Source organism: Paraburkholderia sp. Ac-20342 (assembly GCF_017104985.1).
Lineage (GTDB): Bacteria > Pseudomonadota > Gammaproteobacteria > Burkholderiales > Burkholderiaceae > Paraburkholderia.
Map to the genome: position 1 here is coordinate 56,234 of NZ_JAAGPQ010000010.1, position 13,459 is coordinate 69,692.

Here is a 13,459-nt window from a genome sequence, read left to right on the forward strand (position 1 = left end):
TGGTCTGTGCCCGGAGAGTCGGGATGCTCATGAACAAAAACATAAGGAACACTGCACTCATTTTCCGCATGCGTGTAAAGCCCGTAATGGCCGGCTTGCATGAAATGGCAACTGGCCACATCTTCACAGTAAAATTCGACACACTGCGATTTATGGATCGGATCAAGCCAATCGCTCCGGACGATACTCGCCAGCCCACATCCAGCGCACTTCAGCAGGCGGCATGTCGAGTCGTAGATATGGCTTGAACCTGTCGCCGGCGCGTACCACCGCCTTGCCAACTATCCCGGCTTGTGTCCAGCTCTCCCATAGGCCTGTTTCGGGACATACCATGCCGGTGCGCAAATCCATCATGCCGTACTTCTGGCGCTTGGCGAGGCGGCGTTGTTCCAGTTCTTCGGGCCTCAGATAGACTCGATCAATTGCAATACTGCGCAGATCGCGCGGATTTTGCAAACTCCGGAATTCGGGGCCGTCTTGCTCGTATTTCCCTTTATACGTCACCGTGACATACACGTCGTATGGGGAGTCGGATGGCAGCGGTTGACGATAGACAAAATCGACAATATCGGGGTCCCCCCCAATGATCACGCCCCGAGGCGAAAAGTAGGAGCCTTGCTCGTTACGCACACCATCAATCGACTCTCCTCTGACTACGCGATGCAGGTTCAGCCTGGCCTCATAGCCCTCCTTCGGAATGTCGGTCGTCATCAGGCTGTCAATATCAATCATGACTGTTTTGACACTCGGCTTTCCGTCAACAAGCAGTAGCTTGTCGAACCGGAAATCAACCGTCACGTTCTTCTGAAGGAAGTATGTATATTCAACAATGATGTCTTCAGGCGAGCTATATGACACTGGCTTTCCGAATCGACGGACTATCTCGTCGAATGAAAGTGTACCTGTTGCCCAGGCCAGCCCGGCTTCGAAGAACGGAAACAGTTGCGCCTGCTCCTGCACGGACATGGGTTTCGGAATGTCCTGCACGTCACTCTCCTTGACTGGCAATGGGCTGCTCTGTGCCCGAAGAATCGGGATGCTCATGAGCAAAGGCATAAGGAGCACTGCACTCATCTTCCGCATGCGTATAAATCCCATAGTGACCGGCTTGCATGAAATAGGCACCTGCCATATCTCCACAATAAAAGGCATCGTTTTCCCAGGGGCGGCCGCGGTAGTCCTCTGAGCACCTGCTGGGTTCGGCCACCATGCTGTCGATCATGATCGGAGTGCCGCCGTAACCTGATTTCTGTAGAAGATCGACTGCCAGTTCCCTGACCTTTTCGAATTCACTTTCCAGTGACTGCGTGCTGGACAGATAGCCTGGCGGCCTAACCCTGCCAGTACGCCAGAGATTGAGCACCCAGACGTACTGCGCGATGGCTATGCGTTTGATACTCGCCAGCATCAAGGGATCGTCAGGTATTGATACCACCCTGGCTAGAGCCACTGCCGTGCGCCCTGGAGCACTCGCAGCGACTACAGCACCCGGCCACTGATCGATCCGTGTATCAGGGAAATTATCCGGATGTTGCTGCGCCATCGCGTAGCTCCAGAACCATTGCTGGCAATGTCGCGACTCGTGGTAAATCGTATCGACAAATGCCTTGAGCGTTCTGAAGCGCAGATAGCGTTGACCCGCATCCTCGTCCGCTAACCGGCTCATAAGAATGAGGTCTTTAAGATCATTGAGATACAGGAGCAGACTCCAGTTCGCGGAATCAAAGAAGCCCTGCTCGGAGGCTGAACTTTGCGCTACATCCAGGGAGATTGCCTGAGGTACCGCTTTCCCTGGCATACCCCCAGCCTCCGGTCGATCGGTCATCGCCTTCGTAATGAGCGGCTTTATCGCTTCAATCAGAAAGTCTTGTCCCGATCGGTCAACCGGCCACCTGAGCACCTTCTCCGGCCCCCCCTTACCAAAGAAAGTATTCCCCCACTGGATCTTCTCGAACAGCAACTCCACCGCAAACGCGTAATCCCTGGCAACCGGAAACATAAGCTGCCCTTTGCGTTCCGGGTCCAGATCAGAAAAGCGCATCCCCCAGCGCTCGGCCGAGCAGAGTGCGTAGGTCGGGATTCTGCCGGCGCTGGTGAGGCCTGGCTGATTGATCTCCACGATATGGTTGCCGACTTTATGTGTGCGTCTAGCGGGCATTCCTGGCTTTCTCCTATAAATCGGATTTCGTCCCGGCATCCCGGACCAATATCGACCGATGCGTCGAGGCGACCGCGCCACACGCGCGTAGCAGGCTGACGGATGCAATCCGCACGCTGTCGCTCATCGCAACGGATGTTTCGCCGCGTCCATTACTGATCCCTTCGATCACCTGTCCGTCTGCAAGCTCGATCCGGTAACGCTGGTTCGTCATCACCCACCCCGAAACCTGTTCCACAAGCTTGAAATGCTCCGCCACCTTCGCCTGCCCGATATCCGTCATCGGCACGACAAACGGCACCGCCACCGGCGTATCGTTCAGATAACTCGCCGCATGAACCCGATGCCCGCCGTCGGTGTAGACGCTGTACCCCTGCGCATTGATCACGACCTTCGTGCCGGCCGCATGGAACACGATCTCCTTTCCGGCAATCAGATTGATCGATTCCGCCCGGCTGATGATGTTCACCACGCGCTGCGCAATGACCTCGATGTCATCGTGTTGCGCCTCGATCTGCACCTTGCCGGACGCTGCCTTGAGCCTGATGCCGAGGTTCTGCGCGAACACCCGCACGCCATTGACCGCCGACGCCAGCAGCGATCTCGCCGCGGCGATGCTGACGTGTCCGCCGGCCGTGAGCGCGAGATGTTCGCCACTCGCCACGTGGGTGCTTTCCGCGGCCGCGAGACTGATACCCGCGGCGCTGGCCAGCACCATGTCCGGCCTCGCCAGTTGCGGAAACGGCTGCTCCGCATCCGCCCCGCGCGCTACGCCACCGCGGATCGCCTCGTTCTGCATCCTGATCGCTTTCGACACCTCGCCCTGGCTGGCCTGCGGCTCCTGCACCTCGTACTGCCGGGCGAGACCCGCCAGGTTCTCGTGGATATCGCGCGCCTGCGCGAGCCGGGCCACCGTCTCGCCCATGTCCTTCGCCGGTGCGTTCGCACCGCTGCGCGCCTCGGTGGTGATCAGCAGGCCCCGGTTGGCCCGCGCGACACCCCATGCGTCGGTCGCGAGTTCCCAGCCGATGCCGCGCGCCTGCTGGCGGCCTGCCTCGCGCACGATGCGCGTGTTGTAGCCGAGCACGAGACGCGACTGCGCGTGATCGCTGGCGAGTTGCGCCTGGAGCTGGCCCGGCGTGTCGTCGAGCACGACGTGATTGGACTGGCCGGTGGCGCCGCCTTCGAGATCGCGGCTGAGCGTGCCCGAGAGCGCCTGGTTGGCCGGCAGCTTCCACGGCGGCGGGTTCCAGCCGTTGACCATGCGGCCCGATACGTACGGTTTGTCCGGGTCGCCCTCGTGGTAGCCGACCGTGACTTCCTGACCGGTACGGGGCAGGTGGATCGCGCCGAAACCATTGCCTTGCCACGGCGAGGACACGCGCACCCAGCAACTGGCGCTCGCGTCTTTCGGGCTGAGACGGTCCCACATGAAGTGGACCTTGACGCGCGCGTAGCCGTCGACCCAGAGCGGCTGGTTCTCCGGACTCACCACGATGGCGGTTTCGCTGGCGCAGTGCGGCTTTTTCTTCGGACGGTTCCTGAAGAACGTATTCGCGGGTTGCAGCACGAAGTCGCTCACGCACTGGCGCGGTTCATCGTTCTCTCCCTCACCGGAAGACTGCGAATCCTGCTGCGCATTGCGGATATCGAGCGTGGTCGACACCACCAGGTATTCCGCGTTCACGTCCTGCTGCGGATGGTCGTCGAGCCAGAACGTCTTCCCGGTGATGAGCCCGCGCAGATTGCCCCGGCCCTTCAGGCGCAGGCCGTGGCGGCGCATGGCATCGACGCGCACGCTCGCGAGGTATCGCGCTTCATCCTCGTGGCGGTTCCGTTCACCGGATAGTCCGGACTCCCCGGCGAGCGGCTGCGCGTAGTCGCCCCAGCCGTGCTGTTCGATGCTGTCGCAGGCGCTTTCGCTGTAGCTCGCGTATCCGCCTTCGAACCGTGCGCCGGGGCGCGTGTAGTCGTAGTCGGTCAGGCTGACCTTGCCCGCCGTGATCCGGCGCGAGACCTTGAGCCGGTGGATATGCTCTTCATCGACCCGCCGACTCTCGGGCGCGCGATAGCGGATGCGCCGGTACGTGTCGTCGTGCCGCTTGTGCGAGCCGGGGGAATCGCAGAGCACCAGCGTCAGGCCGTCGAACAGATAGTAGAGGCCCCATTCCCGCCAGAGGCGCGTGAGAAATGCGAAGTCGGATTCCCACATCTGGCGGACATAGTCGCGCTTCGGGTAGCTGCGTTCCGTGCCGGGGCCACCGAGTTCCATCACGACAGGATAGGGATAGCGCGCCTTGAGTATCGCAGAGGTGATATCCACGACGCTCATGTCCTGGAAGATCCGGCTCTCGCGGTTCTTCGTGGCGAGCCACAGCCACGGGAGCACGATGAAGCGGTAATAGGCGTGCCGGTCGTCGCTACCCATCTGCCTGACGCCGGTGATGAGGCCAGAGATCGTGCGGCTGCCGGTGGCGGCGGTTGCCGCGTCGCCGCCGCAGGCAATCGACACGTCGATCACCTGGCCAATCAGGCGATCGGGCACGACCCGTTGCCGTGCCTGCCATAGCGGAAGCGTCGGTCTTTCGATCGTCGCCACGTCGAGCGCGTACCGGTAGAGCCTGCCCAGGGCTTCGGTGCCGTGCAGACGCAACGGCGCGAGCAGCGGCTCATTGCCCCAGGTCGGCAGCGTGTCACAGAAGATAGCTAAAGTGCGGTCCCACGGTGGTTTGGACATGCGTGCATCGAGTGATGGGTCGAGCACACAGTATCGAAAGCACCTATCCCACCGTCTATAGGAATTGGACTAATTTTTATCCTGAGCAGGCAAATTACTCAATCTGCATAGCTAATTGAGATAGGCCGGTTTGATCTGTTTAGTGATCCTGTACAGCAATACGAATTAATCCCGTTGAATCCGCTGCAAAGAGAAATGCAAATAAAAAATCAGAAAAGAAACGGCGAATATGATTGAAGCCGAGGGCCATCCGGGGCGGGCCCGCGCAACCGTGCCGTACTGAATAACACTTCGGCGGTATTAAAAAAGAATGGCAGCCGTGAGCGAACCCGATAACAAATCGCCGCGAATATAAATTACTGCGCGCTTGCACGAACCTGAACAGGAACGACAGTTCTGCGTAAGCAGGGGAATAAACAAAGTGGCGAACAGGGCGGCAAGCAACGCAACCGGCAGAGCAGCGAACAGAACAGCAAATCTCCGCGAAAAGCGGAATCTGGCGCATCGAATCCTAAATATTGGTGATTCGAAGCACGTATTCACGCATTTGCGCACTCATCGTCCTCGGCGCCCGCCGTACGTGCACAACCCTACGGCGATTCGGCCCCGGTGCGAGCGACGCTCCTGTTTATTACAATAAAGTTTAAATTTGAAAGGTTATTTAAGTAAATTGAAAGTAAAATTTCTTAAAGGTTCCTTGTCATAAAAAAAGAACATACGGACTCGATAATCCCGCTGCGTTAGAAAAATACGGATTTGTTCCGTTTGGGCGGAAAAAAGTTGTACATGCAAACCACCAGGGGTCCCATAATGCCGGTCAGTTCAACACCACGTACTACCCTTCTTTTAACCTCGATCGCGGCGGCCTGCGTGCTGGCAGCTTGCGGCGGCAACGACAATCCGTCGACGGCAAGCAACGGCGGCGGCAACAGCCCGACCCCGACGCAAACCACGACGTTCTCGGGCGTCGTGACCGCCGCGGCTTTCAAGCCGGGCAACGCATCGGGTAACCCGACGATCGCCGCCGGCTACTACGCGGGCGCGACGGTTTGCGTCGACGCGAACGGCAATGGCGTGTGCGATGCGTCGGAAACGAGCACGACGACCGACAGCAAGGGCCACTTCACGCTGAAGACCTCGGCGACCGGCCAGCTGATCGCCGACATCAGCACCAAGGCAACCAACACGGCAAGCGGCGCGGCCGTGCCGAGCCACCTGATCCTGCGTGCTTCGGCCGCGCAGATCGCCGACCAGGGCGCGGCTAACGTCGTCATCAGCCCGATGTCGAGCGAAGTGCAGCGTCTCGTCGAAGCGAACGGCAGCAGCTACGCCACCGAGAAGGCCAACCTCGCAACGCGCCTGAGCGGCCCGGCCCTCGGCGCATCGTCGGTGACGGTGAGCGCGACCGACGCGCTCGGCGACGTGAACACGCTCTCGGGCGCCGAACAGCAAGCGCTGCTGTTCGAAGACAACCAGCTCGAAAACCGCTACACGTACGCGACGACCAAGCTCGATCGCGGCGACATGTATCCGGACAACCTCGCGATGACGGGCGGCGATCCGTCGCTCATCGGCACCTCGGGCGTGATCCAGGCAACGGCCGTGAAGTCGTCGCAGACGCAGGCGAAGATCACGTACGCACAGGCGCAGCAGGCCGCGTTCAACGTCGAAGGCGTGCCGCGCTACGACAACGTGTTCGTGATCATGCTCGAAAACCACAGCGTGGGCCCGACGCCGGGCACGCCGGGCATTTTCGGTTCGACGAACGCACCGTTCATCAACCAGTTCCTGACCAGCAACAACCAGTTCACGACCTACTACGCGACCGGCAACCCGAGCGAGCCGAACTACACGGCACTCGGCGGCGCGGACGACTGGGGTATCGTCGACGACAACTGGTGGGGCTGCGGCGCGGGCACGAGCGGCGCGAACGCACCGACCGACGCGGCCTTCGCCGGCGGCACCGCTTCGGACGGCCAGCCGCTCGTCGCGACGACCGCACTGCCGCCGCAAGACACGAACCATCTGACGGGCCTGACGAGCGCGGCCTGTACGACGGTCGGTTCTTCCGCGAACCACAACGTCGCGGCGCCGAACCTCTTCACGCTGCTGTCGCAAGCGGGCATGACGTGGCGTACCTACAGCGAGTCGATGAACCCGGGTCAGGACCCGCGTTCGGACAGCATCGCCGAACCGACGATCTCGGCCGCCTACACGGGCCCGGGCGCGAACGGCACGGCCTACCCGATGCCTGGCGCGCTGTACAAGACCAAGCACAGCCCGGCAATGCCGTATCAGCTGGCGCGTAATCTGCCGGAGTTCTTCGCCGACAACCGCACGATCTTCGGCACGCAGTACCCGGCGTCCGCCCTGGCTACGTCGAAGGACTATTCGATCCCGACGAACTACAACTACGACCAGTTCAGTACCGACCTCGCGAACGGCGACGTGGGCAACCTGAACTTCATCATGCCTGACCAGTGCGACGACATGCACGGCACCGGCTCCGATCCGTCCTGCTCGAGCGGCAGCACCGCCATCGTGCAGCGCGGCGACGACTACGTGCGTCAGGTCGTGACGAAGATCCAGGCTTCGCCGCTGTGGACCAACAAGAAGCGCAAGGTCGCGATCGTCGTGATGTTCGACGAAGGCGAAGGCAGCTCGACCTCGTGCTGCGGCTGGAACCCGGTGACGTCGAACGTCAACCAGGCACCGCTCACGTTCTCGAACGGCAAGTACTCGCCGGTCACGACGACGCTGTACAACCAGGGCAACCATGGTCACGGCAACTCGGTGTTCGGCGTAGCGACGAACCAGGCGAGCGCGGGTGTGGTCGACAGCGACGAGTACAGCCACTTCTCGTTCGTGCGTACGATGCAGGACATGTTCCAGATCGGTGACCCGGCACAGCCGCAAACGTACCTTGCTCGCGCGAAGTACACCGAGTCGTTCATCGCCGCGAACGTGCTGAACCTGCCGGAACTCGCGGGCAGCGCGGATACGCACTTCGACTCGGTCCGTCCGATGAACCACGCGTACATCACGCCGGCGACCTACACGCAGAAGCTGAACCCGGTCGACGTGACGGGCACCTCGCTGGCTTCGCGCCAGGCGGGTCCTGACGCGAACCAGACCAACGTCTGGGCGCTGAGCAAGTAAGCGGTCGACCTAAGCGGCGGACCGACACACGCCGGGCGCAGCGCGCGCCCGGCGTGTGCAACCCGGCGCCGCAACGCTGCCTGCCGGACCACGGATCATGTGGTCCGGCAGTTTTCCATTCCGTTCGTCCCATTTCCACGCGGCCTTAAGTCGTACGCGCACTCAGCCAGGTCCTTCCACGGACCAAGCCAGGACCGCCCGGCAATCGGACTCAGGTAACACGATCAGGCTCAACACATCGATATGCGAAAAGTTTCTCTCGGCGTGCTTTGCGCGCTTTCCCTCGTATTGGCCGCCTGCGGCGGCGGGGGCAGCGATAGCGGCAGCAACGGCGGCAACGGATCGAGCCAGACCTCGGCGCCGGGCGGCGGCGAAACGGGTAGCGTTGCGCCGCCCGCCGCCGTCACGCTGAGCGCGGCGGCCCAGGTCGGCAAGCAACTGTTCTTCGATCAGAATCTGTCGGGCGGCAAGAACATGTCCTGCGCGACCTGCCATAGTCCGCAGTACGCGTACGGACCGCCGAACAGCCTGTCGGTGCAGCTCGGCTCCGATCCTTCGCTGGCCGGTCAGCGCGCGGTGCCCTCGCTGCGCTACAAGTCGATGACGCCGCCGTACAACGACGTCGCCGACAATCCCGACGGCATCACGCAGAACGCGCCGGGCGGCGGCTTTATGTGGGACGGCCGCGCGACGACGCTGGCGACCCAGGTCTCGCTGCCGCTGCTCAATCCGCTCGAAATGAACAACACGTCGGCCGCGAACGTGGTCAAGGTCGTGCAGGGCGCCTCGTATGCGCCGCTGTTCCAGCAGGCCTTCGGCTCGGGCGTGTTCGCCAACACCGACGCCGCGTTCGCCGACGTCGGCCTCGCGATCCAGGCCTACGAGACGGAAGACCCGAGCTTCGCGCCGTATTCGAGCAAGTTCGATCTGTTCGAATCGAACAAGGTGGGCGGCACGTTGACGGCGGCCGAGCTGCGCGGCCTTGAACTCTTCAACGACACCGACAAGGGCGCCGGCTGCGTGGCCTGCCACTACGCGGGCGCGAACTTCAACGGCTCGGTCGGTCTGATGACGGACTTCACGTATCAGGCGATCGGCGTGCCGCGCAACGACACGCAGATTCCCGATAACCCCGACCCGATCCCGAGCAACGCGACGACCTCGTACTACGACCTGGGTCTGTGCGGTCCGCTGAACAACCTCCACACGCCCGGCACCGCGACGAGCGGCGCGGGACCGGATTCGTTCACGGGCGTCAACGTGCCCGATCCGTATTGCGGCCGCTTCAAGGTGCCGACGCTGCGCAACGTTTCGACGCGCACCGCGTTCTTCCACAACGGCGTGTTCCATTCGCTCGTGCAGGTGCTGAACTTCTACAACACGCGCGACACGAACCCGGAATACTGGTATCCGAGCACCGGCGGCGATACGACCCACATGGTGCAGAACCCGTCGTTCGCGCTGTTCCCGAGCGCCGCATCGGGGGCGACGGCGACGCCGTTCAACGATCTGCCGGTCGCCTACCAGGGCAACATCGACGAAGAGCTGCCGATGGGCCAGGGGCAAACCGACGCGGGCGGCACGACCTCGGCGGACGGCGCGCTGGCCCGCCCGGTCCACTCGACGCCGCAGTTGACGCAGCAGAACATCGCCGATCTGGTCTGCTTCCTGAACACGCTGACGGACGGCTATCAGCCGCCCGCCACGCCCCCCACGAGCGGCGCATGCGTGAACTGACGACGCATCGATGACGATCCGCGCGCGGCCGGCTTCTCGTGGAGCGGCCGCGCGCCGGCGTTCGGGCCGTCGTGCCTCGGACCGCCGGCACCGCTGCCGCGCGCGCATCGCCTGCCGCCTGCCGCACCTAGCCGTTCAATAAGCCATCCAACCTGAGCAACAACACCATGACGCGACGTACCACCGCCGTCCGCCTTGCCGGCGGCGCGCTTTCCCTGTTTGCCCTGACCTTCGTCGCCGGCTGCCATGACAAGAGCCAGGACGCCAATCAGGAAAACTTCACGGCCGCCATCAACGATTTCCTCGGCCAACGCGGTCACCTGTGCCTCGCCAAATACGACTGGCCGATCTACACCACCACCGACGATCGCGCCGCGGGCACGCGCGACGCCGTGCAGATGCCGGTGCTCGAAAAGCTCGGCCTCGTGAAGGGCAAGGACATGATGGTCGAGCGCGTCGACGCCGGCGGCAAGAAGATCACCGCGGCCGCGCGCCAGTACGAACTGACCGACGAAGGCAAGAAGTACTACCTGCACATTCCGGAAGTGGTCGCGACCGGCACGTCGCGCGTCACGCATCCGGCCGACTTCTGCGCGGCCACGCTGACGCTCGACAAGGTCGTGGGCTGGGAGCGGCCGATGCAGCTCGACGGCAAGACCGTCACGTCGGTGGTCTACACGTACAAGGTCGAGCCGGCGCCGTGGGCGAAGGACGCCGACGCGCAGCGCGTGTTTCCGATGGTCAAGCGTGTGATCGAAGGCGCGGGCACGATGCAGTTGCGCGAGGGCATGCACCTGACCTCGAAGGGCTGGGTCGCCGACGAGATTTTCCAGCGCTGAAGCGGAACGCGCAGGCGGCGCAACGTGCGGGCCGGGCGCGCTGCCCGGCACCTGGGGTGCCTCGAACCTGAAACGCTCAGGTGCGCCCGGCGCTCAGGCCTGCTGGCGCGGCACGAAGCGGCGCGCGCGCAGCCATTTCGTCGCGACCCACTTCTCGCCCGAGCGCAGCGGCGTGCTCGCATGCAGCGAACTCGGATCGGCAAGGCCGAAGCGGTTGCCGTATTCGAAGTAGAGCGCGTGACCGCGCTGCGGCGTCACCGACCAGCCGATCTGCGGGAACACCGTTTCGCCGCCGTCTTCCACGTCGTTCAGATACATCAGCAGCGTGCCGACGCGCTGGCCGCTGCGCGCGATCGACTCGCGATTCGCCTCGTTGCCCGCGATCAGATAGTCGACGTGCGGCGTCGATTCGGCGCCTTCCTCGTAGTTCAGCATTTGCAGCCCCTCGCCGTTCTCGGCCGGCAGGCCCGTGAGTTCGGCGATGCGCGCTTCGAGGCGCGCGATCAGCGGCGTCTCGGCGAGGCGGAAAAACATCCCGTAGCTGCTGCGATGACCGGCCACGACGTTGCGGCCCGTCACCGGATCGACGACGGTCGAGCGGTCGAGGCGCGGCCGCGCGAGCGCAATCAGCTGCTCGCATTCGTCGGCGCTCAGAAAGTTGGCGAGATGCACGGCGGCGGGCCGTTGCAGGCGCGACAGCACGCGCACCTTGCGCTCGCCGAGCTGAAGCTGCGCGCCGTCGCGCACGCGCAGCGGTTCGGCTTCGTAGCTGAGCGGCGCGGCGCCCACTTCGAGCTTGTCGCCCGGCATCGGCGTGCCGTAGAGGAACGCGGCGGACACGGCGTTGACCATCGCCGCCGCGAGTTCGGCCGCGTTGTTGCGGCTGACCAGCTCGTTGACGATCGCTTGCGGCGCGACGCCGCGCGTGAGATTGGCGGCGATCCAGTCGCGCACTTCGGCGGGAAAATTGACGGTGATGGACATCGGGGTGACAGGCGCGCGGCCTGGAGGGTTATGTCGCGGAAAGAGGCGGGAAAGAAGCCGGGCTCGCATGATAGCGGTCGATTGTGACGCGCTTTAGACAGCGGAGCGGGTCCTGCCGGGGCGGCCCGGCCGTTTTCGTTACCGCATATTGCAGCCGCGCGCGGCCGGCCATGGCCGATCGATCCCCTTCCACGCGGCCCCGAGCCCGCCTGTCCGGGCGCCGCGCGGGGCCGCGTTGCCTTTCACCGCGTCAACTGTTGCACCGCTGTAACTCAAGCGTTCGGCAGCCCGGCTACATTGGCGCCATGCGGGCATCGCGCTTGCGTGCCGTTGGCGCCTCGATACGCGGCCCGATACGCGGTCCCAAGCACGGCCCCGCTTCCTTACGTTCAGATAACAGCACGTCCAGAGGACTTCGACTGATGACAACGCGCGCAAACCATGGCACTTTTGCGCAGTCCCATCAGAGGACGACGTTTCCACCGATCATCGACGCTACTATCCGTCCACGGAGATCAACATGAGCGAAGCCGTGTCCCCGCCGCCGAAGCGCTCCCGACGCGGGCTCGTCATCTTCGTGGCGATCGTGCTCGTGCTGATCGCGCTGGTTGCGATGCATGTGCTGACGCGCAAGAAGCCCGCGCGCGAGAACACGGCCATCGTCGTTACGGTCGCGAGCGCGACGCTCGGCTCGATGCCGGTCACGCTGAGCGAGCTCGGCACGGTGACGCCCACCGCCACCGTGACCGTGCTGCCGCAACTGAGCGGCTACCTGACCGAGGTCGGCTATCACGAAGGCCAGGAAGTGCAGAAGGGCCAGTTCCTCGCGCAGATCGATCCGCGCCAGTACCAGATCAGCAAGCAGCAGGCGCAGGCGACGCTCGCCAAGGACCGCGCCTCGCTCGCCCAGGCGCGCGCCGATCTCGCGCGCTACACGCAGTTGAACGAGCGCAAGTCGATCGCGCAGCAGACCTTCGCCGATCAGCAGTTCCTCGTGCAGCAGGACGAGGCGGCCGTGCAGGCCGATCTCGCCAACATCGCGCAATTCGATCTCGATCTCGCCTATTGCCGCATCACCGCGCCGATCGCCGGCAAGGTCGGCCTGCGCCTCGTCGATCCGGGCAACTACGTGACCGCGTCGTCGTCGACGGGGATCGTCGTCATCACGGCGGTCAAGCCGACCACGGTGCAGTTCACGGTGCCGCAGGACGCGCTTGCCTCGATCGTGCAGCGCATGAACAGCGGCGCGAAATTACCGGTCACCGCGTATTCGAGCGACAACGCGCGCGAGATCGCCACCGGCACGCTCTACGCGATCAGCAACCAGATGGCGACCGCGACCGGCACCGTGACCTTGCGGGCCACCTTCGCCAACGATGACGAGGCGCTGTTCCCGAACGAGTTCGTCAACGTGAAGCTGCTCGTCGATACGATGAGCAACGCCGTGCTCGTGCCGACCGCCGCGGTGCAGACCGGCGCGCCGGGCGACTACGTGTATCTGGTCAATGCGAACGGCACGGTGTCGGTGCACAAGGTGAAGCTCGGCCCGAGCGACGGCAGGAATACGGTGATCCTCTCCGGCCTCGCGGCGGGCAACCAGGTCGTGACGGACGGCACCGACCGGCTCAGCGACGGCGCGAAGATCGAGCCGGCCCATGCGAAGCCCGCGGCGGCGGGTGTGAACGGCGCGAGCGGCGCGGCTGGCGAGGGTGGCATGGGCGGTGCGGCGGCGAAGCCCGAGGCCGCTTCGGAGAGCGGCTTCAAGCGCCTCCTGCAGCGCGTTTTTCCGCCTGCCGCGAAGCCCGCTGCGCCGGCGTCGTCATCCGCCGCTTCGTCGTAACGGAC

8 protein-coding genes are annotated in these 13,459 nt (G+C 63.6%); 4 read left to right on the forward strand and 4 right to left on the reverse strand.

Annotated features, from left to right (window positions below; genetic code table 11):
* Positions 1 to 162 precede the first annotated feature (162 nt).
* The 3 genes from G3N58_RS05830 to tssI are packed head-to-tail and all read right to left on the reverse strand — an operon-like array spanning position 163 to position 4,895.
* Complete coding sequence (locus tag G3N58_RS05830) at positions 163 to 987, reverse strand: hypothetical protein (protein WP_205998741.1); 825 nt, start codon at positions 985 to 987, stop codon at positions 163 to 165.
* Position 988: 1 nt separating this feature from the next.
* Positions 989 to 2,119, reverse strand: a complete 1,131-nt coding sequence (locus G3N58_RS05835; protein ID WP_205998742.1) for a hypothetical protein — start codon at positions 2,117 to 2,119, stop codon at positions 989 to 991.
* A gap of 52 nt (positions 2,120 to 2,171) precedes the next feature.
* On the reverse strand, positions 2,172 to 4,895 hold the full coding sequence (gene tssI / locus G3N58_RS05840; RefSeq protein WP_205998743.1) for a type VI secretion system Vgr family protein: 2,724 nt from the start codon (positions 4,893 to 4,895) through the stop codon (positions 2,172 to 2,174).
* 810 nt (positions 4,896 to 5,705) lie between these two features.
* Between tssI and G3N58_RS05845 the strand changes: the two genes are divergently transcribed.
* From G3N58_RS05845 to G3N58_RS05855, 3 genes are all read left to right on the forward strand, one after another.
* Positions 5,706 to 8,054 carry an alkaline phosphatase family protein gene (locus G3N58_RS05845; protein WP_167042785.1) on the forward strand — a complete coding sequence of 783 codons (2,349 nt, stop codon included), beginning with the start codon at positions 5,706 to 5,708 and terminating at the stop codon, positions 8,052 to 8,054.
* A gap of 243 nt (positions 8,055 to 8,297) precedes the next feature.
* Positions 8,298 to 9,791, forward strand: a complete 1,494-nt coding sequence (locus G3N58_RS05850; RefSeq protein ID WP_205998744.1) for a cytochrome c peroxidase — start codon at positions 8,298 to 8,300, stop codon at positions 9,789 to 9,791.
* 167 nt (positions 9,792 to 9,958) lie between these two features.
* Positions 9,959 to 10,630 (forward strand): hypothetical protein, encoded by a 672-nt coding sequence (locus tag G3N58_RS05855; RefSeq protein WP_167282373.1) that lies wholly within the window; start codon positions 9,959 to 9,961, stop codon positions 10,628 to 10,630.
* A gap of 93 nt (positions 10,631 to 10,723) precedes the next feature.
* On the opposite strand, the gene G3N58_RS05860 is transcribed toward G3N58_RS05855, so the two are convergent.
* Positions 10,724 to 11,614 (reverse strand): 2OG-Fe(II) oxygenase, encoded by an 891-nt coding sequence (locus G3N58_RS05860; RefSeq protein WP_167282371.1) that lies wholly within the window; start codon positions 11,612 to 11,614, stop codon positions 10,724 to 10,726.
* Positions 11,615 to 12,134: 520 nt separating this feature from the next.
* Here G3N58_RS05860 and G3N58_RS05865 point away from each other — a divergent pair.
* A complete protein-coding gene (locus G3N58_RS05865; protein WP_167042777.1) occupies positions 12,135 to 13,454 on the forward strand; it encodes an efflux RND transporter periplasmic adaptor subunit in 1,320 nt (439 codons plus the stop codon).
* Positions 13,455 to 13,459: the final 5 nt, after the last annotated feature.

Bases quoted from the DNA above. Each gene is read 5' to 3' on its own strand.
- tssI (WP_205998743.1), bottom strand. From the start codon at position 4,895: ATGTCCAAACCACCGTGGGACCGCACTTTAGCTATCTTCTGTGACACG.
- G3N58_RS05845 (WP_167042785.1), top strand. From the start codon at position 5,706: ATGCCGGTCAGTTCAACACCACGTACTACCCTTCTTTTAACCTCGATC.
- G3N58_RS05850 (WP_205998744.1), top strand. From the start codon at position 8,298: ATGCGAAAAGTTTCTCTCGGCGTGCTTTGCGCGCTTTCCCTCGTATTG.
- G3N58_RS05855 (WP_167282373.1), top strand. From the start codon at position 9,959: ATGACGCGACGTACCACCGCCGTCCGCCTTGCCGGCGGCGCGCTTTCC.
- G3N58_RS05860 (WP_167282371.1), bottom strand. From the start codon at position 11,614: ATGTCCATCACCGTCAATTTTCCCGCCGAAGTGCGCGACTGGATCGCC.
- G3N58_RS05865 (WP_167042777.1), top strand. From the start codon at position 12,135: ATGAGCGAAGCCGTGTCCCCGCCGCCGAAGCGCTCCCGACGCGGGCTC.